The organism is Methylorubrum salsuginis (assembly GCF_900114375.1).
Lineage (GTDB): Bacteria > Pseudomonadota > Alphaproteobacteria > Rhizobiales > Beijerinckiaceae > Methylobacterium > Methylobacterium salsuginis.
On the sequence record NZ_FOSV01000031.1, the window covers coordinates 1 to 26,390 of the forward strand.

Consider the following 26,390-nt stretch of genomic DNA (forward strand, 5'->3'; position numbering starts at 1 on the left):
TTTCCTCGCAGCCATCGCCGAGCACGAGTTGGCCGAGCGCGACAGACGGCGCATCGAGCGTCATCTCGCCGAGGCACGCCTGCCGCCGGGCAAGACGCTCGACGGCTTCGACTTCGCCGCCGTGCCGATGCTCTCGAAGGCCCAGGTCATGGCGGTCGCCGCCGGCGACGCGTGGCTCGCGCAGGGGGCCAATCTGCTCCTGTTCGGCCCACCCGGCGGCGGAAAGAGCCACCGCGCCGCCGCGATCGGGCTCGCTCTCGTCGAGGCCGGCTTCAAGGTGCTGTTCACCCGCACCACCGACCTCGTCCAGAAGCTGCAGGTCGCCCGGCGCGAGCTCGGCCTGGAGGCGGCTATCACCCGGCTCGACCGCTTCGATCTGCTGATCCTCGACGACCTCGCCTACGTCACCAAGGATCAGGCCGAGACGAGCGTTTTGTTCGAGCTGATCAGCGCCCGCTACGAGCGCCGTTCCCTGATGATCACCGCCAACCAGCCCTTCGGCGAATGGGGCCGGATCTTCCCCGATCCGGCGATGACGCTCGCCGCCGTCGACCGGCTGGTGCACCACGCCACCATCTTCGAGATGAACGTCGAGAGCTATCGGCGCCGCACCGCCCTCGACCGGAAGCGCGGTCCCGGCCGACCGCCGACCCGCGCGACAATCAAAACCGCTGACGCGTGACGCGCCGCGACACAAACCTCGCTCAAAACTGTCTTGCGCGGGTCGATCGACCCGCTCATCATCAACCCGCCGCGACACCGGTCTCTCATCCTGATTGTCGCTCGGCTCTCATCCAGATCGTCGCGCTACACACCACACCGCGGGATCAAACATCTAGAGCGCTCGATTGAGTGGGGCCTGTTCTCCAAGCGGACTTCATGAGGGCGCGCAGCGATCCCGCTGCAGATCAGACTCCGTATACATGGCCGCAGCCGACCAGTTCGCCCAAACCGATCGCCATCCTTGACCCGCAGGAGCCATCCATACACGGATCGAGGCCGGAACCGGGGGCATCCGCATCATCAGCGGCAAGGCGAGCCTGGAGACCGCTATCACAGGAGCGGGCAACTCAGCCGCCCCCGGTGTTCGCAGTTCTGTACGGAAGTGGCGCACCATTCGGAACAAAACGGCGAACGCCTATGTCGTCGAGATCGAACGAGAGTCTTTCGTACGCTAGGATTCCGTGGCGCGACAGATGCGCGTCATATCATTCGGAAAGGCCGGCATCGGCAGCGCTACGACTGGGCTCGCTCGTCTCCTACGATTGCGCTTTACCGTAACCACGCATGGCTGCGCGAGAAGAATCTCGATGCCGCGCAAGATATAGATTAATATTTCCGTTTGTATCTATGATTTTATGCTATCAAGACTTCCTACAGGGTGGCCATAAGATTAGAGGCCTTGAAGGCAAGTTCGGTCCTGTTTCTCACTTTCAGCTTCTTCATGATATTGCGAATATGCACCTTGACGGTGCTCTCGCACATGCCGAGCTCATAGGCTATGATCTTGTTGGGTGTGCCCTTTCGGATCGCCGCGATGATGGCCGATTGACGCGGCGTGAAAGCGGCGTCACTCCCTAGGGAGACTGATGGGTTGGTATAGGCTCGCTGCGCAGCGATCATGCAGTCTGGCGGCACGTAAATTCCTCCCGACCGGATCAGGTTGATGACTCCGTGGAGGATGCCGAGGCTCGAACTCGTCGACAGAACACCCCTGACACCAAGTTCGAGCGTACTGATCACCGTATTGAAGTTTGCTGCGTCGAAGATGACCAGAACGGGATAGTTGCCACATTCCGCCTGCAGCGCCGAGAGATCGTCGGCAATATCCGAGTAATTCGCACCACACAGGATGATGAGGTCGCACACAAGTGTGGAGACCAGATCCGCACACCCGTCGACGGACGACAGGGGTCTAACATCGTAGGTCCAGGCGAGCATCGATTGAGCGAGACACTCCCGCACGATCGTACGCCTGTCGATCAGGATGACCGTACCTTGCCGCCGGTCGGGAACGAACCGTAGAGCAGCGCCATCGGACCGATCGGATGAACCGAGGTCCAGCATATCAGGCAGAGACATCGCACACATTTCTCCAGTCCGCCCCCGCTAATCAGTAGAAACGCTAACAGGTGTGCACAGTTTGGCTTATTTAAAAATAACATTTGTTCATTTTGGGTTATGATGCAGCGAGAGAAATGTGCCAAAACTGTTGATCGTGGCCAAAATTGGGGGCGATTAAAATATGTCAGAGCAGCGGCACCGTTTAGTCTGCGCCACCATTCGCAAACGTCTGTATGTCGGGATATTAAAATTTGAGATTGAATATATTATGGATAATACAATCTTTTCGGGTGTCTGGCGCGAGGCACGACCTCCCCCCGAACGGAGTCCGCTCGTTCCTGAGGTGGACCTGCGGAACGGGCACAGCGGATCCCGCTGACCGGGGAAGCGTTCTTGGCCCGTGGTCCGCCGGTCCCGCGGACCGTTACCATCACAGAGATTGGACAGACGGGATTCTCACACCGCTTCATGATGAGCGAATACATGCGCCATGCAAGCATCTGAAATGATCCGAAATTCTGCCGATGCATCACCGGATCTATAAGAAGTGTTTAATCAATGCAGCCCGCTCGCCGTACACAGTCTCTGCGTCGAACTGTTGTCCGGTTCGGGCCGCGGCATCGGTGAGGCCGGCGAGGCGTTCCCGGTCCCGATCGAGTTCTACGAGCGAACGAACCAACGTGACGGCATCACCCATGGTGCTGAGGAGGCCGGCCCCTTCCCGCCCGACGAGGCCCTCGGAATATGGACTTCCATACCCAACCAGTGGCGTGCCGCAGACGAGGGCCTCGACGAGGCAGCGAGGTGACTCGGGCGTGGTGTGGCAGAACAGAAAGAGATGTGCCTCCCGCATCGCGCGCAGCAGGCGGCCGCGGTCTCCCTCGAAACCGGGAAGCGACACGCACGTTTCGAGGCCTTCGGCCCGGACGCGGGCCCGCATGGCTTCGAGCAACGGCCCGTCGCCGAGCCAGGTGGCGCTCACGTGGAGGCCGGCCCGTCGGGCACCGGCGACGGCGTCGAGCCAGTCGAACGGTCCCTTCATCGCGCTGGCCCGGCCGACATAGAGGAGGCGGATCGGCTCACCCCGCAGGATCGCCGCGCGCTTTCCCTGGAGTTCCATCATTGGGATCCGGTCGGCGCAGGTCGTGTGAGTGTCGTAGACGCAGAAGGGCTTGGTCGCGTGCGGGGCGTAGGTCTGGAAGCAATCCTGTCCCTGGAACAGCCCCAGGGTGCTCCTGCGGATCAGGTAGCGGTGGTAGCGCTCCATCAAGGGTAGGCTCACCCTCTCCTTGATCCGTCGCCGCAGCCGCTCCACCTTCAGGGTCCGGCGGATCACCTCGGATTCGACGCGATCGAACCAGACGGCGTAGTCGCGGCGTCGAGCGATGGCCTCCAGCGCGGCGACGCCGCCCCAATCGCCGATAAGGGCGCCGAGGGTGAAGCACAGGTAGCGGCTGCGGCCGATCTGGTGGGCGAGCGTCGCGCGCGTCGCCGCGTAGTGCTTCGAGAACGCCTTGATACGGTAGGCATCGGGCAGGGACACCATCGTGAGCCGGTCGGCACAGCGCAAGTCGCGCACCGGGCGCCAAGTCGTCGAAGAGCCGGTGGGGCCAGCGGGGCCGGGCGGCGTCTCGATGCCCGCATAGGTGATCCGCGCAAAATGCTCGCCCCAGCGCTCCAGCCCGTCGCAGGTCTGGTCGTCGAGGCAGATCGCCGAGCCGATCCGCTTCAGGGGCACGGCGGTGACCAAGAGGACGCTGTCGGGGACGATGGCCGGGCAAGGGGAGCCGCAGGCCGGATCGTTCGCAGCGGCAAGGGGCGTGATCATCGGACCGCCCCCGCATGCAGGCGGGCAGGGGCGCCCTGCTTCAGGAACGTCGCGGTCGGGGAGCCCGTGCGTCCAAGATCCGCGACGCCGACACGGTTGAACACCGCTCCCAGCAACCGGTCCCGGAACGCCCCCGCTCCGTCCACGCCGATGCGCAGATGCTCCTCGCTCGGGCTCCCCCATCCCACGACGAGGATGAAGCCGCTGAGGAAGCGGGACGCAGCGCGGACCTCGGCCGCGGCAGAGAGAGCCGGCAGGTCGCAGACGATGGTGTCGTAGGACGCCGACGCCGCTTGGAGGCAGCGGCTCATCTCGCCTGACCAGAGCGGTGGATGGCGCCCGTCGGCACAGGCGCTTCCGAGGGGCAGGAAGCCCATTCCGTCCGTCGGATCCGTGAGGACGGCCTCGATGAGCACGTCCCTGACCGAGCCCTCGTCGGCCCGGAGGTCGTCGGTCAGGCCGAGCTTCGCCTTGGGGGCGAGAATTCGCGACAGCGACGGATCGGCGCCGTTGCAATCGACGAGGAGAACCCGCTCGCCGCGCGCCGCCATGAGGTGGGCGAGGTTCGCGGCGACCGTCGAGGTTCCCTCACCCGGAAACGTCCCCGTCACGCCGATCCAGCGCGCCTCGGACCTCCCAAGCGCGCCGTCGATGGCGACCCGGGCATGGTCGAGGGCCGCAGCGGCGCTGGAATTCAGGTTCCGGGACGCCCAGCAATGGCGCGGGATCACGGGAACGGTGCCCTCGGCAGGCGGCTTGGACCGCCAAAGTCGCAGGCGGCGACGCACCTTCAGGTGCGGAAGAAAACCGAGGCAGGCGGCACCGCTCGCGGCCACGACCTGCTCGGGCGTCCGCACCTTGCGGTCGAACAACTGGCGAAGGAGTGCGAGCGACACACCCAGGCCCGCTGCGATCAGCCCGGCGAGCGCGACGAGGAGGAGCCCGCGCGGATTGCTGGTCTCTGTCGGTGGCAGGGCCTGGGCCACGATCCGGGTCTTGGGGCCGACATCCCTCAAGCGCTCGCGCAGCCAGATGCTGGCCGATTGGGCGCTCTCGATGCGCGCGGCGGTCTGGTCGTCGATGTAGGCGCGGGCGAAGGCGTTGGCGATCCGGGCCGCCTGGACCGGGTCCGGGGCCGTGTAGCGCAGCGTGACGATGTTGCTCATGCCGGCCCGCTCGACCGAGAGGCCGCGCTGAAGCTGCCGCATGGCCTCCCGCCTGGGACTGCCGTCGTCGGCGGCCTCAGGGGCCTGTGACGGCGCGAGATCGTGGGGTAGGTACTCGGCGAGGAGCGCCTGCAGCCGCTGCTTCAGGCTCTGCACCGCCTTGTCGCCCTCGGCTTCCGTCAGCTGAAGGGCATCGACGACGGAGAAGGCGACCTTCTCCGAGCGCATGAGTTGGATCTGAGTTTCGAGGAAGGTCGGATCAAGCTGTGTCTCGGCGAACAACGCGTCGTCGCGGCTGAAGGTCAGCTTGAGGTTGGTCAGGTGTAGGTGGGTCTGTGCCGTGAAACTCCCGGCCCGTGTCGCGACGTAGGCCGAGGCCCCCGCCATGCCGAGGAGCACGAGGACCGCGATGGACAGGCGCCGCCGTAGGACCGAGTTGAGCAGCCAGCGCCAATCGATCGGCTCGGCCGCTTGCGCGGCCGGCAGCGGGGTGCTGGCGAAGTGGATCGACGGCCCCTTGACGTGCAGCATGGACTTGGTCCTCGACTCCCGCCGGCCCGGTCTCCGCCAGGGCCCGCTCGCCGGGCGCGGACGGAACCGGAACGATTCTTGGCGTCTCGACCCGTCTTCGATCCTGACGGATAGCGCCCTCTTTCCCTGTGGAGCATCGGCACTGTTCGAAAGCCGCTCCCCACCGTACGGGCCGATGCTCAGCGCCGGGCGACGGCGCCGTTTTCGGTGCGCGCGACCTGCCGCGATCCGGCATCCCGATAGCGGAGTTGCACCTTGAGGATGTCGCCCGGCTGCATGACGGTGGTCTCGAACGCCTCGATCTCGCTGGCGATGCCGGCCTCGACCCGCACGATGGAGAAGGTGAAGACCGGCGCGGCGTCGCCGTCGGCGGTGCGCGCCGTGCCGGTCGCGTAGAGTGCGCTTTCCTGCAGAACCCGCCGGGCTGTCGCGATTCGCTCCTCGGTCTCGCGGATCTGGGCCTGGACGCCGACCAGCTCGGTCGAGGCCGTGGTGATCCGGTCGTCCCGGGCGGTGGCGATCATGCGGTTGGCAATGTTGATCTGCTGGCGCGCCCGCAGCACCAATGTGTCGAGTTCCTTCTGCTCCCGCTCAATCTGGGCGACGGTCCGCTCGATCGGCAGGATGCGCGAGGTGGGCGCGAGCCCGCGGCCGATCAGATCGCGTACGTCGATGAGTTCCCGCTGGACCGAGGCGCGCTGCTTCTCAGCGGCCTCGCGCTGGCTCTTGAGCGTCTCGATCTCGTCTCGATGCAGCACGGCGGTCTGGGTGAGGGCCGTCGTCTCGTTGCGCAGGCGTTCGCGATAGGCCGCGAAGATCCCCCGCTCCTCGGCGAGAAAGCCCGCGGCGGCCGGCGACAGGGCCGCGGGCGGAGCCGGAAACTCGGCAGCCTGCGCGATCTCGGCTTTCAGGCGCAGCTCCTTGGCGAGCAACTCCTGGCGCCGGAGTTCGTGGAGCTGGATCTCCCCCCCGGCACTGAGCGCGTCGCGCTCCGAAGCCCAGCCCGACACCTCCGGGCGCCGGTAGGCCCCCCCCGCGATGCTCACGGCGGTGAGAACGATCATGCCCGGCCGGTAGGCGTATTCGCCGGATCGCTCGACGCCGCCGATGACGTAGAACGGCCGGTACTGCGCCACGCCGACCGCGGTGTCCGGCGGTTCGGTCAACGTCGCCTTGGCCTTGAGGCGGCCCGAGATCTCCCGGGCGAGTTCCGACGGCTGCAGCCCGGTGACGCGGATGTCGCCGACCACCGGCAGCGAGATCTGCTCATCGGCCCCGACAGTGAATTCGCCGGTCAGCGCCGGCCATTCGTACACGTGGATCCGCAGCCGATCCTGTGCCCCGAGCCGATAGGCCTGATCCGCCGCGGAGGCCGAGCCCACAACGGCCGGGGCCGTCAGCAACAGGCTCGCGAGCAGGCTCCGTCGGAACCGGAAACGCCGCGTTGATTTGGCTCTTGCGTCCACCGCCAAGCCTCTGCTTCAAGTGATCGGAAGCGATGCAGCATCGGTAGTATCGCTAGATCAGCCATGGCCCGGCCACAATTCCGAATTCGCGTATCATTTCGGCAATCCATTGTTCACAAGTGGTAGGTTACCTCATCTGAAAGAAGTAGGTCTTCCGATTCGGCCGTTGGGCTCGTACCCCTATGATCGGATTTGCGGGATGCCGCATGCGATCAGCCCCTTCGAACCGCGCGGTGTCGATGTCCCACGGTGCGCTTGTGGCCGACCTCAGTGCCCGTCATCGGCGGGCGATTTCGCCGAGCGTCTTTTGGCTCGAAGGGGGAGGCCTCCATAGCCGATTGAAGTAGACACGGACTGGTTTTTTACATTTCCACACGCGGGCGCCGATGCTTCAATGTTATTCGCAGACTTCGCGCGTTACGATTCGATGCAAAAACCCCAGGCGCGCGATGTTTTGTAGGAGACACCGTCCGGTGCGAAGATTTCGGCGGCGGAGCCTGCGTTTGCTGCGCAGGATCGGGGCGGGGACATGTGGATGCATCGAACGACTCCTGCGGCCGACCATGATCGGCGAGCGGCCCGCGGCGGCATCTCGGCTTTGCGGCCGGGACGCGGGTGCGGAGGCCCGGTCCGGTGAGCCGGCGCACGGTCGCGGTCGAGCCGGCGATCCGGGTCCTCGACGCCATCGACGATCCGGTCGTGCTCCTCGACGTCCGGGGGACCGTCCTGCATCGCAACCGCGCCGCATGCGCGTGCCTGACTGCCATCGTCCCCGATGATCGCTTGCCCACCTGCCGTCAGGAAGACGCCGAGCGTCTCGCCGTCGAGCTCGCGCTGTGCGAGGCCACGAGGATTCCCTTCCACAAGAGGCTGGAACTGCAAGAAGGGCCGACACGGCTCCGCTTCCGCGGCCGGGGCACCCGGATCGAGGATGGGCCGGGCGGGCGCCGGTGCATCCTGCTCCATCTCGTGCCGGAGCAGGACCGCGCGCCGCACATCGACGAGGCGCTCGATGCCGCCGCCCGTCGCGAGCAGGCCGAACGGGAGCGGGATCAGGTGCTGCTCCGCCTCTACCGCGCCAATCAAGAAGAGCGCCTTCGCCTCGCCCGCGACCTGCACGACCAGACCGGCCAGCACATCGTCGGGCTCGCCCTCGGCATCAGGGCCTTGGAGAAGCACGTCTCGACCCCGGTCGGCCTCGCCGAGATCGGGCAGCTCCGGGCACGGCTGGACGAGGTCGCGCGGGAACTCCACCGCATCGCCTTCGCGCTCCGCCCGACGGCACTCGACGATTTCGGCCTTGGCGCCGCCGTCGGCCGGCTGCTGGCCGATTGGGGCGTCGCCCACGGCATCGCCACCGATTTCGAGGCGACCGGCATTGCGTTCGACCTCGCCTCGGAGGTCGAGATCACGCTGTTCCGGCTGTGCCAGGAAGCGCTCAACAACATCGGCAAGCATGCGGCCTGCGCGACCACCGTATCGATCGCGATCCATTACGAGGGCAGCGTCGTCTCGCTGATCATTGAGGACGACGGGTCAGGCTGCGTCGAGGAAGACCTGTCGGCCGCCCGGCTACTCGCGCGGGGTAAGCTCGGCATCGTCGGGATGCGGGAGCGGGTCGGTATGGTCGGCGGAACCTTCGCCATCGAGTCCTTGCCGGGCGCCGGCACCACCCTCGTCGCGCGCATCGATCAACAAGGGAGACAGCCATGACGGGGATCGAGGATCCACGCAGGATTCGCGTCGTGCTCGCCGACGATCACCCGATGTTTCTCTCGGGCGTGGCGAGCCTGATCCGCGACACCGCCGATATCGAAGTGCTGGCGAGCGTCGGCACGGGGGGCCGCGCGCTTCAGGTCATCGCCGAATTGCGGCCGGACATCGCCGTTCTCGACATTGCGATGCCGGACATGAACGGGATCACCGTGGCGGCGCGGCTCAGCGCCGAGCCGCATCCGGTTCCCGCGATCATGCTGAGCGTCTACGAGGACCGCCTCTACGTGCAGCAGGCGCTCTCGGCGGGAGCGCGCGGCTACATCCTCAAGCGGGCGACGAGCGACAACCTGCTGCTCGCCATCCGCTCGGTCCATGCCGGTGGCATCTACCTCGATCCGATGGTCGCGAGCCAGCAGCTCGCCACGGAGCGGACGTCGCCTTCGGTCCGCGACGGCATGCGCCGCATCCTCCCCGCCTCACTCTCCGACCGCGAAGAGGAGATCCTCCGCTTCATCGCGCTCGGCTATACCAACAAGGAGATCGCCTCGAAGCTCGCGATCACCTCGAAGTCGATCGAGACCTACAAGGCCCGGGCGGCCGAGAAACTCGGCCTGCGTAGCCGCGCCAAGATCGTGCAATATGCGGTGCTGCGCGGCTGGCTCCACGCGCTCGCCTGAAGCCTTCGAGCGTCAGGCTGCGCCGATGGCGGCGCGCAGCTGCGGCAGGAGCTCCCACAGGTCGCGGTTCAAGCGCTTGAGCTGGCGATTGGTGTCGACGATCTCCTGGATGCGGCGCTCGTCCATCTCGCGCAGCTCGCCCAGGCTCAGCCGGCCGCCCGCCTCGTGCGGTCGCATCAGGTGGGTGTGGGTAATCTCTCCCTGCGCGTTGATCTGATACATGCAATGATTGAATTCGTTGCGTAGTCGAGTTGCGGCCTCGAAGCGACGAATTAGCCGCTTCAGCGTTGCTGCGACCGCGGCGTCGCGAATCTTCACCGTCGCGAGGCGGCGAACGAGGTCGAGGCGTGCCCGTGTGGTGTTGAGCGTCGAGAAGATGATCGCGGCATCGACTTCCTCGACATCGAGGAGCACCATGAGCACGTAGATGAACATGCTTTCGTTGTTCGACCAGTTGAGGCCGAGATTGCCGATCTGCATTAGGATGTGCTGCTGACGCTCGGCGAAGCCCGGTGCCGCCTGCTCGACGGCGGGGAAGTTCGGCGGCGTGGGCAAGCGTGACATGGCGAGACCGCGCCCCGTCTTCCGGTGCATCCCGCGCCGGGTGAAGGCAGCATAGAGCGCATTCCAAAGAAGGGGATGCCGGTTCGTCGAAGAATGCGCGGCAAAACAGCCAGAGAGAGCCGTATCCACCTGATTCGATCCGGTGGATACGGCTCTCGCCGACCATCGTGGGATCAGAGGCACGCGAAAAGCAGCCAGCGGCGCGTCACATACGGATTTCAGCGTCATGGTCGGTCATCTCAGCGCCCTTCTCGACCTCTGGCGCAGCCGCCGCGCCCGTACCGCGGTGCTGGCCTCACTGGATCCCTTCGGCGAATCGCTGCGGCGTGTCGGCGAGGCGGACCCACGCAGCCTCGACAGCCCCTACCTGACCGGCTTCCTCCTCGCCGTGGTGTCGGGCCTTGCCCGCGACGCCGCCCCGAGAATCGGCAGCGAAGGCCTCGGCGCGGTTCAGCTCGACGTCTGCGGCGCCCTGATGGGATTGCCACGGGCCCTGCTAGCCGAGCGCCTCGTCTCCCTCGGCCTGAACGAAGACCGGGCATTCGCTCTCGGCTGCGCCGACGCCTGGGCTTTCCATGCCGCCCTGATCGCGGCACGGAGCGAGGGGCACGGTGCCCTGGAGCCGGGACCGGCCGCACAAGAGGCTCAGGCCTTGTGGGAGCGCTTCATCGAGCGATGGACCTGCTGCACTTCCGCCCTGTGACGGCTCCGCAACGAGACAGAAAATCCCGATCCGACTTCGGTTTTTCCTGACAGACCTTTACCTTTTTTTAACCCTGACAGTCCGTCCGCACGGTGCGACCGTCGCCCTGCCCCGAAGCACCGATCCCCGTGAGGGCGGCTTCGAGAGGCTCATTCCGGCAACGTTCTGCGCATGATCGGCCCGACGTAGATGATCGGTGTCGCGTGTCGTGGCCTGCCGGCAATCCCCGAAGCAGGAGACACCGTCATGGATACCCAGACCAGAAACTTCGTGCCCGCCGCCCTCGCGCAGTTCGAGGCTCAGGGTCAGCTCCAGGGTCAGGCCGAAGCGCAGGGCCAGCTCCAGGGCCAGGCTGAACTCCAGGGCCAGGGCCAGGGCCAGGCTGAACTCCAGGGCCAGGAGCAAGGCCAGGGCCAGGAGCAGTCTTCCTCGAACGAGGCCGCCAACTACGCCGGCAACGCCGTCGAGAGCTACAGCGGCAATGCCAACCTCAACGGGAACGGCAACCTGAACGGCAACGGAAACCTCAACGGCAACGCCAACCTGAACTACAGCGAGAACGGCGTCAGCAACTCGGTCGAGAACGGCGTCACCAACACCGTCGATACCGCGGTGACCACCACCGTGAACGTCAGCGTATCGGGTGAGTTCGATCCGCCCTCCGAGACCGGCGTGCTGCACATGGACAGTATCAGCATCGGCGCCCTCGACGGTAATTTCGTCGTGATGCCCGACTTCTCGGCCCAGAACCTGACCGGGGACGGTAACATCTTCAACCTCGATCAGGTCAACAGCCTCGTCGACAACGATTCGCTCAGCGGCGCCAGCGTCAGCCTGAGCATCGGCGGCGGTGTGCCCAGTTTCGGCATCGAGTCGCTGATGTCGTCGGAGCCCGGCGGGCCGAGCTTCTCGTTCAACCAGACTGCGACGGCGACCGGTGGCACGGGTACCAACACCACCGATATCGGCGATCACGGCACCGCGACGGGCACCGCCAACGCCGCCAACTCCCTGACCCAGGAAGCCTTCACGCAGCACATCGTGATGGGCGCCAACATCCAGTACAACTCGATGCCGATTACCGTCGTCGGCGGCGACTCCATCGCCGACGCCGCGGCGGGCGCGGATTCGTAATTCCGGACCACTAACGAACCGGCCCGCGTCGCCGACGCGGGCCGGCCCCGGAGAGCTTCCCGGAGAACGAAGCCTACACCCCGGGAACGACGAACCCACCGTCACGGGATCGGATCGCACAACGTTGCGGCCGGATCGGGGAACGCTGCCATGGTTGCGGGCGGAACGACGGACGTCGCCGACCTCATCGCGCATTTCGCCGGCCACCTTCGTCTGGTCGACGACGCGGCCCGCCTGCGCGACAGCTATCAGGACCCGGCGCATCTGCTGCGGCCCCAGCCCTGGCTGCCCCGGCACCCGGCGGCCCCCGATCCGGACCGTTCCCTCGACGAGCTGCCGAGCCGCCCGTTCCGCGCCGGCCTCTCGCCTGAGGGAGACGACTTTCCCCACTTCGTCCGGCTCCCGGGGCACGGTGTTACCTCGCCGATCCCGGACGGTCCGAGCCCCGATGGGCTGTCCCTGGGCGGGCGTCTCCGCCCCGGCGGCGGTGGCGGCGGTGGCGGCGGTGGCGGCGGTGGCGGCGGCGCGCCCCCCGAGGCCCCGGACGAGCCGTCCCCCGACCAGGAGCTGATCCAGATCGTCCAGGCCAACCGCCTGAAGGACGACGATCTCGTCCTGACGAAGCGGGACGTCGATCTCTCGCAACTCCACGACGTTGACATCGACGCCACCATCGCGGCGCTCAGCCGGATCGCGGCCTCGCAACTGCCCGAGGATCTCGCCCTGCGCAGTCCATCGACCGAAGCGGCGATCGAGACGGTGCTGCGCCACGAGGCGGGCCTGACGACGGATGCAAGCCGCGAGGGGCCGGCTGACGACTCCGCGATGGGCACATACATCGACGGGATACTTCAACCCGCCGGCACGGTGCAGCCTTTCACAGTCCCGAAGCTGTCGGTCGCAACCGCGGAATCCCGCGACGGCTCGGTCGAGACCGGGATGGACGCGCGGGCGGGCGGAAACCTCTCGGTCAACGCCGCCTCGATCCTCGACGATCACGGCCACGCCACCGCCCTCGCCGTACGGGGCGACAGCTACACCACCGACGCCATCATTCAGGTCAACGTGCTGGCGAGCCGCTCCGTCGTGGAGGCAGCGGGCGACACGCTCGTGCGCAGCATCGTGACCGAAGGGAACGCGGCCCACAACACCGCCCGGATCACCGACCACGACACCTCGGGCCTGTTCCAGCGCCACAGTTTCGGCAGCACGGCGACGATCGACCGGATCGAGGGCGACTTCTTCGGCGTCAACGTGCTGCGCCAAGTGAACCTGCTCAGCGACAACGACACGATCGTGCAGGGGCATTTCGGCGCCTACTATGCCGTCCGCACCGGCGAGAACGCCCAGACCAACGCCATAGCGCTGACCGAGATCGGCGCGCGCTACGACCTCATCGTCGTCGACGGCGACTATCACAGCGCCAACCTGATCCGACAGACGAACGTCCTGTTCGACGACGACGTCGTCCGCACCTACACGGCGCGCCATGACGGCACAACGCAAGCGATCTCGACGGGTGGCAACATCCTCGAGAACGAGGCCGCGATCGACCGCTACGGCAGCGACACGTTCAAACCCCTCTCTGCGACGCTCGGCAACGCCCTCGACCGGCTGCAGGACGGCGCGCTGCCGCCGGAACTGGCCGCGACCTTCCCGACGCAGGGCGGGACGCTGAAAGTCCTCTACGTGACGGGCGACTTCTACGACATCAACGTGATCGAGCAGACGAACGTCGTCTCGGACGTCGATGCGATCGTTCAGCACGCGCCCGCGGGCCGTGAGACCAGTCACGACGGCATGCCGACGACATCGACCCAGCACGCCGAGACCGGTGGCAACCATCTCGCCAACATCGCCGCCATCACCCAGGTCGGCACCGGGTCCGACCACCAGTATGTCGGCGGCGCGCACTACGATTCCGCCATCCTGATCCAGGCGAACTTCGTCACCGAGAGTTCCCACGTCACCCTCGGCGACACCCACAGCCTCGTGCCCGAGATCGTCGCGTTCACGGGTCTTCCCGACACCGCCCCGGCCGAGCCGCACGGGCCGGTCACGGTCAGTAGCGACAGCCACATGCAGCAGGACCTGTTCCAGGGGATGCTGTCGTGAGCCGTCCGTCCCTATCGGAATCCCCGCCATGACGAGCGCTCTTGCGGACGAGCGGATGCAGGCCGTCGATCGCCCCGTCGACGGGATCGACGGAAGTCCGCGCCTCTCCTCGGGGCTGCGGCGACTCGATGCCCTATACAGGTTCGTAGCCGGCCGGTCCTATATCGGGGCAGCTGCCAGCCCCGCAGCGGACCGGCCCACCAAGCGCGTCGCCACGGGGACGCCGCCCCGCGCCCCCGATGTCCCGCCGGCCGTTCCGGTGCCCCGATCGTTGGCGGCATTCGAGGCCGCCCCCCCCGCGGCGCCGGTGGCGGCCGAGGCCCTGCGCGTCGCCGACCCGGTCGCCGCGGCGCCCGAGGCCCGCGCGGAACCCCAGGCCGAGGCGCCGACGCGGGTCCGCCCCGTCCTCGGCCCGAGCAAGGGCGAACCGCCTTTGCCGCCGGCCGGTGGGAAGGGGGGCGGTGGCGGAAGCGGCGGCGATGGCGCCCCGCTTCAACGGCGCTTCGGCGACCGCAACTTCCGCGAGACGCTGACGACGGGGCTCTCCGCGTGCCGGCGCAAGCTGATGATCATCGCGATGTTCTCCTTCTGGGTGAACATGCTGGTGCTCGGCGTGCCGATCTACCTGTTCAACATCTCCGACCGCGTCCTGACGAGCCGCAGCCTCGACACCCTGATCATGCTGACGCTGGTCATCACCGGGGCGATCCTCGGCCATGTCGTCCTCGACGTGATCCGACGCTTCATGCTGATGCGCGTCGCCGTGGAGGTCGAGAGCCGCCTCGGCCCCCCGGTCCTCGCCGCGGCGGCAAAAGCCTCGCAGGCGGGATCGAGCCGCGACTTCCAGACGGTCGCCGACCTGCAGCAGTTGCGCAACTTCATCACCGGCCCGGTGCTGCTCGTGATGTTCGATGCGCCGGTGGCGCCGGTCTACGTCCTGGCGATCTTCCTGATCCATCCCGATCTCGGCTGGATCGTCTGTGCCACCGGCATACTGCTGCTCGTGCTCGCCGCGCTCAACCAGAAGATCACCGCGGTCCCCTTCGCGCAGGCGAGCGCCTACGCCATGCGGGCCAACGTCCAGTCCGACGCCATGGCCCGCAACAGCCAGGTCATCAACGCCATGGGTATGATCCCCGAAAGCGTGATGATCTGGGGTCGCGACACCGCTGAGTCGCTTAAGGCGCAGGTGATCGCTCAGGACCGCAACATCGTGGTCGCGGGCCTGTCGAAGTTCGTGCGCCTCTCGACGCAGATCCTGATGCTGGGCTGGGGCGCCTCGCTCTCGCTGTCGGGCGAACTCACCGGTGGCATGATGATCGCGGCCTCGATCATCAGCGGCCGGGCGCTCGCCCCGATCGAGGGCGTGATCGACGGGTGGCGCAGCTACGTCCAGGCCCGCACGGCCTATCTCCGGGTCAAGGCGCTCCTGCAAAGTTCGCCGCTCAACCTGGAGCGCCTGCGCTTGCCGCGCCCGACCGGGCGGCTCAGCGTCGAGCGGGTGCTCTACGTGCCTCCGCCGAACAAGAAGGTGATCCTCAACGGCGTCAGCTTCCAGTTGGAGCCGGGCGAATCGCTGGCCATCGTCGGCTCTTCGGGCACCGGCAAGTCGACGCTCGGACGGATGCTGGTCGGCTCGATCATGCCGACGGCGGGCGCCGTGCGTCTCGACATGATGGACCTGCGCAACTGGGATCCGCGGCAGTTCGGCCAGAGCGTGGGCTACCTGCCGCAGGACGTCCAGCTGTTTCCAGCCTCGATCAAGGCCAACATCGCCCGGATGCAGGACGACGCGTCGGACGCCGACGTGTTCGATGCGGCCGAACTCGCCGACGTGCACGAACTCGTCTCGACCTTCACCCACGGCTACGAGACCGTGGTCGGCATGGACGGCAGCCCGCTCTCGGGGGGGCAGCGCCAGCGCATCGGGCTGGCTCGCGCCTTCTTCGGCGATCCCCGCCTCGTCGTCCTCGACGAGCCGAACTCCAACCTCGACACGCTGGGCGAGATGGCGCTCGGCCGGGCGCTGGCGCGGGCGAAGCAACGGGGCACCACCGTGGTGGCGATCACGCAGCGGCCAGCGCTCCTGCGCAGCGTCGACAAGATCCTCATCCTCAAGGACGGCGCGGTCCAGGCCATCGGCCCGCGCGACGACATCATCCCGCTCCTCATGGGCAAAGGCGCCGACAAGGGCGCTGCCTCCGTCGCGATCTGAACCGAACCTGCACGTCCGGAGGTTGTCATGGGAAACGCGGTGACGAGCGGCGAGGGACCGAAACGGCCCGCTCGGAAGGCGGCAGCCGCTGCCGAATGGTCGATCGGCGCGCCCCACGACACGCGCTTCCTCACCGCGTTCGGCTGCGCCTTTCTCGTCCTGCTGATCGGCGGCTTCGGCGTCTGGGCCGGCTCCGCTCCGATCGCCGGCGCGATCGTGGCCTCGGGCAGCTTCGTGACCACCGGCCAGAACAAGACGCTGCAACACCTCGAAGGCGGCGTGATCCGCGAGATTCGGGTGAAGGAAGGCGACATGGTCGAGCCCGGCCAGACGCTGATGCTCCTCGACGAGACGGCCCCCAGGGCCGAGCTGCGCCGGCTCATCGTGCGCTCCGACCGGCTCGCCGCGGTCGAGGCCCGGCTGCGGGCGGAGGTGGCCCAGGACGAGAAGGTCGTCTTCCCGCCCGCCCTGCTCACTCGCGCCTCCGATCCGGACGTCGCCGGCACCCTGGCGCAGCAGAAGCTCACCTTCCAGTCGCGGCGCCGGAACCTTGAGAGCGACCTTGCCGTGCTGCGCGACGGCATCTCCGCCCTCGACCAGAAGATCAAGGGTACCCAGGTCCAGCGCGAGGCCGTGATGCGGCAGATCCGCTTCTTCGAGCAGGAGCTGGAGGGCAAGAATCAGCTCCTGACCAGCGGCCTCGTGCGGCGCACCGAGGTGCTGGCGGTGCAGCGGGCGCATGCGAACGCGCAAGGCGAGATCGGGCGCCTCGACGGCGATATCGGCGACGCCCGCGAGCGCATCGCCCGCATCCGCGAGCAGATCCAAGGCGCCATCAACGCCGCGGTCAAGGCGGCGGTCGAGCAGTTGCAGGAGACGCTCGGCGAGCGCGCCGACGTGCGCGAGCGCATCGCCGCCGCTCAGAGCGTCCTCGACCGCGTCGCCGTGACGGCCCCGGTACGGGGCGTCGTGGTGAAGCTGCGCTACCACACGCCGGGCGGCGTCGTGGAATCGGGCAAGAGCATCATGGAGATCGTGCCCGCGCAGGGCGACCTCGTCATCGAGGCGCGCATCCGCCCGCAGGACATCGACCACGTCAAGCGCGGCCAGACTGCCTCGGTGCGCCTGACGGCCCTGTCGCAGCGGCTCACCCCGATGGTGGGCGGCGACGTCGTCTACGTCTCCGCCGACGCCCTGCCCGAGGATCGCCGCGGCCAGCCGGCCGGCGGCGACTTCTACATCGCCCGCATCCGCCTCGACGCGGCGGAGGCGGCGGCTCTGCGCGCCTTCTCGCCGACACCCGGCATGCCGGCGGAGGTCTACATCAAGACGACGGAGCGGACCTTCCTTGAATACGTCGTCAAGCCGATCCGGGACAGTATGACCCGCGCGTTCCGCGAAATCTGACGACTTTGGGCAGCCGGCGGCGAACCCGCTGGCCGCCATGGCCTCTATCTCTCTAAGTTTACCTGTGCAGTAATCGCCTGCAGCGAGCGCGCCGCTAATGTAATTTAAAGATATAAATAATTTTTTAAAAACAATCAGTGATTGAATTATGATTTCGATCTTTGTACGTTGTCAGACATTTCCACCATCATGGCGGGATTTGAATTGCTCAACATCCGTTAATTGATGGCATTCACGAGCCCGTTAGGTTCTAAGATGTCGAAGAACCGCTCCCATTTCGTCGTCTCGGCTTTCCATCACGGCGCCCCGTGTGAGGCTCGGCGCGGGTTGGCCGCGAGCGCGATGTGTCTCGCCGATCGCTGGGCCGAGCTGGATTACGCCGATATCCGCATCACCACTCACCGAGGCGTCGTCATGACGCGCGAGCAGTTCCGCGCCACCATGCGAGTCATCCGGGATATCAGAGCGCGGGTGCGGATCGATTAGGTGCATCGTCCCGCAAGGTGGTTTCCGGCTTTCGGAAAAAGACGATGCTTCGGAGCGCGTTTCGACCAAGTGGATACCGGTTCGTCGTGCAAATGTGCGGCAAAACAAGGATCCCGCGTCAGTGCAGGCGGTCGCCCGCGTAGAGCGCCATCTGCATGATCGTCATCGTAGGGTTGGCGCTGCCCGCGCTCGGGAAGGTGGCGGCGCCGACGATGCTGACGTTGGGGATGTGGTGGCAGCGCAGGTCCGGCCCGACGATCGATTCGTGCGGGTCGCGGCCCATCCGCGCCGTGCCGGAGGGATGGGCGTAGTCCACGGCGCCATCGGCGAAGCTGGCGGCCGGATTGCGGGCGGTGGCGCTCCAAGCGACCGGGCAGATGCGGTCGAAGCCCGAGCGGGTCCAGTAGCTCGTCAATCGCTGCACCGACGCGCGGAAGGTCCGGTCGTCGGCCGCGGTCGGGCGCCAGTCCAGGCAGGCCTTGGGCAATCCCAGGGAATCGGGCTCCCGCGAGAGCGTGATGCGGTTGTCCCATTGCGGCATCTGTTCGACGCAGAGTTCGAGGTGGAATCCGACCTCCGGCGGGACGAAGAGCTGGCGCCGTCCGTAGCGCCAGATCAGCGAGCGCCCGACCAGGCCGAGATTGCGGGCGAAGTCCCAGGCCTCGGCCCGCGTCAGGTCGAGTTCCCCGCGCTGGAGGCCGCGCGCGACCTTCTTGGCGAGGCCGAGGGGGCTGCCGCCGAGATCCATCGCCACGTAGGCGAAGGCGCTTCCCACCCCGTCGGCGCGCTGGGCGGCAGCCGAGAGTTCGAGATGCAGGGAGCGCCGGGTCGCCCCGACGAAGTGGTAAGCGAACAGCCGGTTCGTCTGCGTGGCGTCGTCACGGCGGATCGTGCCGACATCGACGTTGAGGTGGTCTTGGAAGTAGCGCCCGAGCACCTGCGTGCGGGCGAAGGCGCGGCCCTTCGAGAGGGCATCGACCCACAGGAGCAGGCGAGTGGTCTCGATCGTGCCGGCGGCCAGGATCACCTGATCGGCGCGCACGCGCAGCCGCCGCCCGTTCAGGGAGCGGGCCTCGATGCCCGCGATTCGGCCCCGCTCGAGATCGAGATCGAAACCGCAGACGGTGGATTCGAGCCACAGCTCGACGCCGGGGCAGGCGGCGAGACTCTCCTTGAGGGCGACGGCGAGGTTGCAGCGCTGAAAGGCCGGCCACTTCGCCCAGCGGCAGGCGAAGTCGTCGCCTCCGCGTGGGAAGGCGCGGGCGGGATCGAGCGAATCGAGTAGGTCGTGTTCGAAGGAGCCTGGGGACAGCCCCATCACCGCCTCGATCTCGCGGCTGTAGACGGCGAGGTCCCGGTGGGGGATCGGCCAGGCCGCAAGGTCGAGATGGGGGCGATCCTCGGTCTCGTGGGCGCTCAAGGGGATCATGCGCCCGCCCCAGCGGGTCGACGAGCCGCCCAAGCCCCGGTAATGCCCGGTCAGCGCCCGGGTATAGCGCCCGGTGCGGTCCTCGGGCGTGCTGAGGGCGTGGATCGCGGCGTCGAAGGCGGTGCCGCCGCTTTCCAGCAGCAGCACGCGTTTGCCGCGCTGCGCCAGCCGGCAGGCGAGCAGCAGCCCGGCGACGCCCGCGCCGACGATGCAGATCGGCGCCTCGACGAAACGTTCGTCCTCGATCTCGGACAGGCAGGAGACGCGCATACGACCTACTCCGCGGCTTGGAGGTGGCTTTGGGCTGCGGGCTCTGCCTCGCGCAGCGCCTGCATCAGACGACGGGCCAGCACGCGGACATTGGGCTCCAGCACCATGCTGTCGTGGTCGCCCGCGACCTCGACCACGCTCAGCCGCTGCGCGTAGGTGCCCCAGCCGTTGTCTTCGAAGAGGAGCGAGCGGTTGGCGTCGATCCGGCGTCCGCCCGAAAGCCGGTGGGCGACCTGCAGGCGCGGGCGGAACAGAGCGACCGGGTCCGGGTAGAGCGTCATCTCCAGTCGGCCGAGCGCCCGGCGGAACGCCGCCTCGATGGCATCGTCGTGGAACCGCTCGGCGGGCACCTCCGCGTGCCGGGCGTGACACGTCCGAAGGCGCGCGGCTTCCCACTTGGCGCGCCGGACCAGCCAGTTCGCCAGGAAGGCACCGCGCTGGGCCCGCAGGTCCTGTAGCTTCATCGCGACGAGATCGCCGGCGGAGAGGCGTTCGCGGCGGGGGAGCGGCGTGTCGAGGAGAACGAGGAGGGCCACGCTCTCACCCTCCTGGCGCAGGAGACGAGCCATGGCGTAGGCCGCGAGTCCCCCGCCGGAGAAGCCGCCGAGGAAGTAGGGCCCGCGCGGCTGCACCGTGCGGATCTCCCGGCAATAATCCTGGGCCATCTCCTCGAAGGTCTCGTGCGGCGCGTGCTCGCCGTAGAGGCCACGGGCCTGGAGGCCGTAGACCGGCCGCTCGGTACCGATGAGCCCGGAGAGGTGACGCAGGTTCAGCACGTTGCCGAACATGCCTGCGCACAGGAACAGCGGCATGCCGCCCGCCCCACGCCCGGCCGGCATCGGCACGAGATGGAGGGATTTCGGCCCCGCCGACGGGCGCGGCCCGGGCACCGCCCTGTCCTCACCGTCGGACACGCCGCCGGCCTGCGCGACCAGCGCGGCGCATTGCGCGATGGTCGGGGCCTCGAACAGGGCGGAAATCGGCAGATCGACTGCGTAAGTCTTCCGGATCATCCGAAAGAGCCGCACAGCGATCAGCGAATGTCCGCCGGCCTCGAAGAAGCTGTCGTGGATGCCGATCCGCTCGACGCCGAGGAGTTCGCCCCACATCTGTGCGAGCGTCCGTTCGACGGCATTGCGTGGCCCCTCGTAGGCGGCACCGGAATCCGCGTGCGCGATGGCGTTCGTCCGGGGAACCGGCAGCGGGGCGCTCGCCAAGCGCTGGAGGGCGGCCAGATCCATCGAACTGACGATGACCTGGGGCCGGCCCGACGCGATTGCGCGAAAGAACGCCTCGACGCCCTCCTCCGGCAGGATGCCCTGGCGCACCTGCGCGGCGAGCCGGGCGGCGGCGCCTTCGGCCGGCGGTGCCGAGCGGACGGGCTCGACCTCGATCTCCGCCGCCCGAAGACCGCCGCCTGCTATGATCGCGGTGTCGGTCAGGCGTTTCACGGTGAAGCGCTCGATTTCCACGAGCACCGCTCCGGCCGCGTCGAGGATCGTGACGTCGAAGGCGGCGCAATCAGGCGGGACGTCGGCACGGTTCAGGCGCACCCAGCTTCGCACGGTGTCGGGCAGGGGACGGTGGATGCGCAGGACCCCGTAGGCGACCGGCACCCACAGGGCCTCGTCCGGATCGTAGCCCGGCACGAGGGCCATGGCGTAGCCGGTGGCGATGTCGAGGAGCGCCGGATGGAGGAGGAGGCCGGTCTCCGCGTCGCCCCGGAAGGCCGGATCGAGGGACAGGTCGGCGAGCGCCTCGCCCTCGCCGAGAGCGATGCGGCGTAGCACGCGCCAGCGCCGACCGAAGGCGAGATGCGCCTCCTGCACGGATCGGAGCGCCGCCCCCGCCGACGCCGCGCTTACACGCTCGCAGGCACGCTCGACCGCCGCGAGGTCCGGCGGCGCAGAGGTCGGCCCGTCGAGGGGCCGGACCAAGCCCTGCGCATGGCGCACCCAACCCGACCGGCCCTCGACCTCGACGAAGCTGCGGAGGTCGAGGCGGTAGCCGTCGCGGGCGGGCTCGAGCCGGGCCTGCACCCGGCGCACGGTGCCATCCGCGATCTGGAGGGGCCTCAGGAAGGTCAATTCTTCGAGGGCGAAGGCCCCCTCGATCCCATGGGCCCGCACGGCCTCGACGGCGGCCTCGACCATGCCGGTTCCCGGCCAGATCGCCTCGCCCGAGCGCAGGCGGTGCTCGTCGAGCATCCAGTGCGTGCGGGCGCTCCACCGCCCTTCGAGGCGACGCCCGCCCGCTCCCTCGTCGGTCCAGCGTTCGAACAATGGGACAGCCGGCGCCGCCTCGCGCGTGGGCCCCGGGACCGCCACGGCGCGGGCGGCAAGCCCGACCCCGTTCCAGATGCCCCAGTGGATCGCCACGGTGCGCCGGTCGTCGCGGCCGGCTTCCGCCTCGGCGAAGGCGTTGAGGTAGGCGTTGGCCGCGACGTAGTCGATCTGGCCCGCGGGCGCCGTCTCGGTGCTCGTGGACGAGAACAGGACGAACAGGTCGAGCGGCGCATCGCGGAATAGGGCGGCGAGGTTGCGTGCGCCCTGAATCTTAGGTGCCAGCACGGTTTCCGCCTCTTCCGGCGACTTGAGGGCGATCAGGCCGTCCCGCACGAGGCCGGCGGCGTGGATCACCCCATGGATCGTCCCGTGCCGGCTCCGTGCCTGCGCCACGGCGAGCCCGATCTCCTCCGGGTTGCTGACATCGGCCACATGGAGCGAGATTTCGGCGCCGTGCGCCTCCATCCGCAGGATCGCCGCGATGGCGGCCGCTGTCCGGTCGGTCGCCCCGTGGGTGCGCAGATAAGCCGGCCACAGCGCCCGGTCGGGCAGCGGGCTGCGGCTGACGAGCGCGAGCCGCGCGCGGAACCGTTGCGCCAGCGCCTCGCCGAGGGCGAGGGCGAGGTCGCCCGTGCCGCCGGTCATCAGATAAGTGCCGCCCTCCCGGAAGTTCTCATGCGATCCCGCCGCGGCAAGTGGGAGCGGGGCGTGGCCGAGAACGAAGCGACGGCCGGCCTGGTAGGCGACGATCTCGTTGGTCGGCTCCGCCGTCAGGTCGTCCCAGAGCAGGCCGAGCGCGTCCTCGGGTTCGGCGGCGGAACGGGCGAGAGCCCAGTGAAGGCGTCCCGGCCGCGACGAGCTTGCGGGCGCGAGATCGAGGTCGATGGCGCGGATCGTGACACCCGGCATCTCCTTTGGGATGACGCCGACGGGCCCCAGCACGGTCGCCTTGCTCGGATCCCCCAGCCTGCGCCCACCGATCGCCTGCATGCCGTTCGTCACGATGGTGAGGTGAAGCGCCTCGGGCGCGGCGTCCCCGAGGGCCTGCGCCAGACCGAGCAGGCCGTGGAACCCGCGCTCCTGATTGCGGTGGAACGGGCTGGAGCCGGGCCGCGCATCGTCCGCCGTCGTCAGCAGCCAGAGGTGGAGGATGCGCTCAGGCAGCTGGCCGTCCTCGCGCAGGGCGCCGACAAGGGCGTCGTAACCGGGCCGGCCCTGCTCCGGGCACAGCGTGAACGCTTCCGGCCCGGTGCGGCGGAAGTCGTCGCCGGCCCGCACCACGGTGACGGTGTGCCCGCCCGCGCGCAGCCGCGCCACGAGCCCCGTCCCGATGCCGAGATCGTCGAGGAAGACGAGCCAGGTCCGCGGCTCGGGGTCTTGCTCGGCGTCGGCACGCAGCGGCGCGAGGGCCTGCCGCCAGACCGGACGGTAGCCCCAGGTCGAGAGGTCGGGGCGCTTGGCTGGGATCTGGTCGTCCGGCGCAAGCGCAGCGGGAGCGACCGGATCGAGAAAGTAGCGCTGGTGCTGGAAGGCGTAGGCCGGCAGTTCGATCCGCCGCGCGCCCGGCTCGAACAGGGCATCGAGATCGACGCTCAGCCCCGTGGCCCAGGCTCGGCCGAGGGCAGACAGAACGTGGTGGTGATCGTCCTCCGCGCTGTCCGGGTGGGGCAGGCTGTTGACGACGCGGTCGGGGGAAATCGTGCCCTGCGCCTTGGCAAGCGAGGCGAGCGCACGGCTCGGGCCGACCTCGATATAGACCCGCGTCCGGTCGGCGGAGAGGCGGGCGAGCCCTTCCGCGAAGCGCACCGTGCCACGCAGGTGACGCACCCAATAGAGCGGATCGCAGGCCTCGCGTGCCGTCAGCCAATCGCCGGTGAGGTTCGAGACGATGGGGATCGTCGGCGCCCGAAGCGGCAACGACCGCAGGAACGCCTCAAATCGGGCGAGGATCGGCTCCAGCATCCGCGAATGGGCGGCGATCGCGATGGCGATGGGCGTGGCGTCGACGCCCTCGTCTGCCAGCGCGCCACGAAAGGCCTCGATCGCTGCCGCCGGGCCGGAGACCACGCACAGTCCCGGCGCGTTCACCGAGGCGAGGTCGAGATCCGGCGGCAGGCGCGCGGCGAGCGCTTCGGCCTCGAGGGCGACGCTCAGCATCCCGCCGCCCGAAACCGAGTCGAACAACTCGCCGCGGAGGTGGACGAGGCGCACCGCGTCGCGCAGCGCCATGCAGCCGGCGACGCAGGCGGCAGCGTTCTCTCCCATGGAATGGCCGATCAGCGCCGTCGGCCGCACGCCGCGACGCATCCACAGGCGGGCCATCGCCACTTCGACGATCAGGATCGCCGGCAGTTGCAGCGAGGGGCGCAGCAGACGCTCGTGACATTGCCGGTCCTGCCGGTCCGCATCGAGCCAGACGCTCCGGAGTTCACCGCGCGTCGCCTCGGGCAGGTACGACAGGCCCTCGTCCACGTCGGCGCGAAACGCCGTGTCCGCACCGTAGAGGGCGCGCGCCATGCCCGGATGTTGCGCGCCGCCACCCGGAAACAGGAAGACGGCGCCCGATGTCTCGGCCAACGCCGCATGGGTGTGAATCCTGGCCGGGTCGGCACCGGTGAGGAGCGCCCCCGCCTCCGCGCAATCCTTCGCGACGAGGACCCGCCGGTGCTCGAACGCGCGCCGCCCTATCCTGAGCGTGTGGGCCATATCGCTAAGCGGCAGAGTGGGATCGCGGGCGATGGCCGAGGCCAGGGCGGCGCCGTTGGCGTCGAGGGCGGCGCGGGACTTCCCCGAAAGCAGGAGGAGATGCGGCCGCCGGGTCTCGGGCCGGCGCGGGCGCGGGCGCGGCGCGGCCTCCAAGATCGCGTGAGCGTTGGTGCCGCCGACGCCGAGCGCGTTGACGGCGGCGCGCCGGGGTGTCCGGCTCTCGGGCCAGGGCGTCAGCCGGTCGGCGACGCGGAAGGGGCTGCCGGCGAAGTCGATCGCCGGATTGGGCGCCTCGTAGCCGAGGCTCGCCGGGATCTCGCCGTGGTGGAGCGCGAGCGCCGTCTTGATCAGGCCGACGACGCCGGCCGCGGTGTCGAGATGGCCGATGTTGGTCTTGACCGACCCGACCCGGCAGAAACCCTTGCGCGCCGTCGATTGCCGAAAGGCCTGGGTCAGGGCGGCAATCTCGATCGGATCGCCGAGAAAGGTGCCGGTGCCGTGGCACTCGACATACTGGATCGTTTCGGCCGCGATGCCGGCGAGTCCCTGCGCCTCGACGATGGCGCGGGCCTGCCCCTCGACGCTCGGGGCGAGGTAGCCGGCCTTGCCGCCGCCGTCGTTGTTCACGGCGGTCGCCTTGATGACGGCCTGGATCGGGTCGCCGTCGGCGAGCGCATCGGCGAGGCGGCGCAGGACGACGACGCCGACGCCGCTGCCGAACACCGTGCCGGCGGCGCGGTGGTCGAAGGCCCGGCAGCGTCCGTCCGGCGCCAGGATCTCGCCCTCCTGATGCAGGTAGCCGCGCCGGTGCGGAAGCTCGATCGTCACCCCGCCCGCGAGCGCCGCATCGCATTCGCGCCCGATCAGGCTCTGGCACGCGGCGTGAACCGCCACCAGCGAGGTCGAGCAGGCGGTCTGCACGTTCACGCTCGGCCCCTTCAGGTCGAACAGGAACGAGGCGCGGGTGGACAGGAAGTCCTTGTCGTTGCCGGTGTGGCGCAGCAGGAACAACCCGACCTGATCGACCAGATCACGGTGGGAGCAGACGTTGTCGTAGAAGTAGCTGCCCATGCCGCAGCCCGCGAACACGCCGACCGGGCCGGGCATCCGCTCCGGCGGCAGGCCCGCATGCTCCATCGCCTCCCAGGCGCATTCGAGGAAGTGACGGTGCTGTGGGTCCATGATCGCCGCATCCTTCGGGCTCAGGCCGAAGAAGCCGGCGTCGAACATCTCCATGTCGGGCAGATCGGCGGTGCAGGGCACGTAGTTCGGCAGGCGGTAGCGCGCCGGCGACTCGCCCGCTGCGTCGAGATCCTCCGGCGAGAGGGTGCGAAAGGCGGCGATGCCCTCACGCAGGTTGTGCCAGAACTCGCCGAGATTGCGGGCTCCCGGCGTCCGCAACGCCATGCCGACGATGGCAATGTCGGTGTCGAGGATGCCGTCCGCCATGGGATTCGCGCCTCTCAGGCAAGCGGTCACGGCAGCGATCTCCGCGACGGATGAACGAAGAAGCCTCACCTGCATCCGACGAAGTCAGGCAGGTGGATCAAGAGGTGCAGGAAGCGCACGCCTCTCGACAATACAGATCGTCCCGATCACGGCCACACGACCTTCGGCGTGATGCTCCC

16 protein-coding genes are annotated in these 26,390 nt (G+C 68.2%); 9 read left to right on the forward strand and 7 right to left on the reverse strand.

Annotated features, from left to right (window positions below; all coding sequences use genetic code 11):
- Positions 1-682, forward strand: a 682-nt coding sequence (istB, locus tag BM140_RS22850) for an IS21-like element helper ATPase IstB (protein WP_091951468.1), incomplete at its 5' end; no start/stop codon positions are given.
- A 692-nt stretch (positions 683-1,374) separates the two neighbouring features.
- On the opposite strand, the gene BM140_RS22855 is transcribed toward istB, so the two are convergent.
- The 4 genes from BM140_RS22855 to BM140_RS22870 all read right to left on the reverse strand — a co-directional run bounded on the left by BM140_RS22855 (position 1,375) and on the right by BM140_RS22870 (position 6,992).
- A complete protein-coding gene (locus BM140_RS22855) occupies positions 1,375-2,082 on the reverse strand; it encodes a response regulator transcription factor (protein WP_165616535.1) in 708 nt (235 codons plus the stop codon).
- Between the two features lie 520 nt (positions 2,083-2,602).
- Positions 2,603-3,892 (reverse strand): glycosyltransferase, encoded by a 1,290-nt coding sequence (locus tag BM140_RS22860; RefSeq protein ID WP_165616536.1) that lies wholly within the window; start codon positions 3,890-3,892, stop codon positions 2,603-2,605.
- Positions 3,889-5,589: a cellulose synthase operon protein YhjQ/BcsQ gene (locus BM140_RS22865; RefSeq protein WP_091951475.1), complete on the reverse strand. Its 1,701-nt coding sequence runs from the start codon at positions 5,587-5,589 to the stop codon at positions 3,889-3,891. Before BM140_RS22865 ends, BM140_RS22860 begins: the two co-directional genes overlap by 4 nt.
- Positions 5,590-5,768: 179 nt before the next feature.
- Positions 5,769-6,992 (reverse strand): polysaccharide biosynthesis/export family protein, encoded by a 1,224-nt coding sequence (locus tag BM140_RS22870; RefSeq protein ID WP_165616537.1) that lies wholly within the window; start codon positions 6,990-6,992, stop codon positions 5,769-5,771.
- 696 nt (positions 6,993-7,688) lie between these two features.
- Between BM140_RS22870 and BM140_RS22875 the strand changes: the two genes are divergently transcribed.
- Positions 7,689-8,768 (forward strand): sensor histidine kinase, encoded by a 1,080-nt coding sequence (locus tag BM140_RS22875; protein ID WP_165616538.1) that lies wholly within the window; start codon positions 7,689-7,691, stop codon positions 8,766-8,768.
- Positions 8,765-9,448: a response regulator transcription factor gene (locus tag BM140_RS22880; RefSeq protein ID WP_091951481.1), complete on the forward strand. Its 684-nt coding sequence runs from the start codon at positions 8,765-8,767 to the stop codon at positions 9,446-9,448. Before BM140_RS22875 ends, BM140_RS22880 begins: the two co-directional genes overlap by 4 nt.
- Before the next feature lie 12 nt (positions 9,449-9,460).
- On the opposite strand, the gene BM140_RS22885 is transcribed toward BM140_RS22880, so the two are convergent.
- Positions 9,461-10,240 (reverse strand): hypothetical protein, encoded by a 780-nt coding sequence (locus BM140_RS22885; RefSeq protein WP_244535595.1) that lies wholly within the window; start codon positions 10,238-10,240, stop codon positions 9,461-9,463.
- On the opposite strand from BM140_RS22885, the gene BM140_RS22890 reads away from it, so the two are divergent.
- The 6 genes from BM140_RS22890 to BM140_RS22920 all read left to right on the forward strand — a co-directional run bounded on the left by BM140_RS22890 (position 10,239) and on the right by BM140_RS22920 (position 18,072).
- Positions 10,239-10,715, forward strand: a complete 477-nt coding sequence (locus BM140_RS22890) for a hypothetical protein (RefSeq protein ID WP_091951485.1) — start codon at positions 10,239-10,241, stop codon at positions 10,713-10,715. The genes BM140_RS22885 and BM140_RS22890 overlap by 2 nt on opposite strands.
- A 246-nt stretch (positions 10,716-10,961) precedes the next feature.
- The gene (locus BM140_RS22895) at positions 10,962-11,849 is read left to right on the forward strand and encodes a hypothetical protein (protein WP_091951487.1); all 888 of its coding nucleotides are present in this window, start codon (positions 10,962-10,964) and stop codon (positions 11,847-11,849) included.
- A 150-nt stretch (positions 11,850-11,999) separates the two neighbouring features.
- Positions 12,000-13,964 carry a hypothetical protein gene (locus BM140_RS22905; RefSeq protein WP_114436017.1) on the forward strand — a complete coding sequence of 655 codons (1,965 nt, stop codon included), beginning with the start codon at positions 12,000-12,002 and terminating at the stop codon, positions 13,962-13,964.
- Between the two features lie 28 nt (positions 13,965-13,992).
- On the forward strand, positions 13,993-16,179 hold the full coding sequence (locus BM140_RS22910) for a type I secretion system permease/ATPase (RefSeq protein WP_207549499.1): 2,187 nt from the start codon (positions 13,993-13,995) through the stop codon (positions 16,177-16,179).
- A 27-nt stretch (positions 16,180-16,206) separates the two neighbouring features.
- Complete coding sequence (locus BM140_RS22915; protein WP_091951495.1) at positions 16,207-17,586, forward strand: HlyD family type I secretion periplasmic adaptor subunit; 1,380 nt, start codon at positions 16,207-16,209, stop codon at positions 17,584-17,586.
- Between the two features lie 255 nt (positions 17,587-17,841).
- Complete coding sequence (locus BM140_RS22920) at positions 17,842-18,072, forward strand: hypothetical protein (RefSeq protein ID WP_091951497.1); 231 nt, start codon at positions 17,842-17,844, stop codon at positions 18,070-18,072.
- A 118-nt stretch (positions 18,073-18,190) separates the two neighbouring features.
- Here the strand turns inward: BM140_RS22920 and BM140_RS22925 are convergent, their stop codons facing one another.
- Positions 18,191-19,771, reverse strand: coding sequence for an FAD-dependent oxidoreductase (locus tag BM140_RS22925; RefSeq protein ID WP_091951499.1), 1,581 nt, complete (start codon positions 19,769-19,771; stop codon positions 18,191-18,193).
- 5 nt (positions 19,772-19,776) lie between these two features.
- Complete coding sequence (locus tag BM140_RS22930; RefSeq protein WP_091951501.1) at positions 19,777-26,211, reverse strand: type I polyketide synthase; 6,435 nt, start codon at positions 26,209-26,211, stop codon at positions 19,777-19,779.
- Positions 26,212-26,390: the final 179 nt, after the last annotated feature.

What these genes read in the sequence shown, in the direction of transcription:
- BM140_RS22865 (WP_091951475.1), bottom strand. Translation starts at nt 5,589, where the DNA reads ATGCTGCACGTCAAGGGGCCGTCGATCCACTTCGCCAGCACCCCGCTG.
- BM140_RS22920 (WP_091951497.1), top strand. Translation starts at nt 17,842, where the DNA reads ATGTCGAAGAACCGCTCCCATTTCGTCGTCTCGGCTTTCCATCACGGC.
- BM140_RS22855 (WP_165616535.1), bottom strand. Translation starts at nt 2,082, where the DNA reads ATGTCTCTGCCTGATATGCTGGACCTCGGTTCATCCGATCGGTCCGAT.
- BM140_RS22860 (WP_165616536.1), bottom strand. Translation starts at nt 3,892, where the DNA reads ATGATCACGCCCCTTGCCGCTGCGAACGATCCGGCCTGCGGCTCCCCT.
- BM140_RS22925 (WP_091951499.1), bottom strand. Translation starts at nt 19,771, where the DNA reads ATGCGCGTCTCCTGCCTGTCCGAGATCGAGGACGAACGTTTCGTCGAG.
- BM140_RS22915 (WP_091951495.1), top strand. Translation starts at nt 16,207, where the DNA reads ATGGGAAACGCGGTGACGAGCGGCGAGGGACCGAAACGGCCCGCTCGG.
- BM140_RS22890 (WP_091951485.1), top strand. Translation starts at nt 10,239, where the DNA reads ATGGTCGGTCATCTCAGCGCCCTTCTCGACCTCTGGCGCAGCCGCCGC.
- BM140_RS22905 (WP_114436017.1), top strand. Translation starts at nt 12,000, where the DNA reads ATGGTTGCGGGCGGAACGACGGACGTCGCCGACCTCATCGCGCATTTC.
- BM140_RS22885 (WP_244535595.1), bottom strand. Translation starts at nt 10,240, where the DNA reads ATGACGCTGAAATCCGTATGTGACGCGCCGCTGGCTGCTTTTCGCGTG.
- BM140_RS22895 (WP_091951487.1), top strand. Translation starts at nt 10,962, where the DNA reads ATGGATACCCAGACCAGAAACTTCGTGCCCGCCGCCCTCGCGCAGTTC.
- BM140_RS22910 (WP_207549499.1), top strand. Translation starts at nt 13,993, where the DNA reads ATGACGAGCGCTCTTGCGGACGAGCGGATGCAGGCCGTCGATCGCCCC.
- BM140_RS22930 (WP_091951501.1), bottom strand. Translation starts at nt 26,211, where the DNA reads ATGGCGGACGGCATCCTCGACACCGACATTGCCATCGTCGGCATGGCG.
- BM140_RS22880 (WP_091951481.1), top strand. Translation starts at nt 8,765, where the DNA reads ATGACGGGGATCGAGGATCCACGCAGGATTCGCGTCGTGCTCGCCGAC.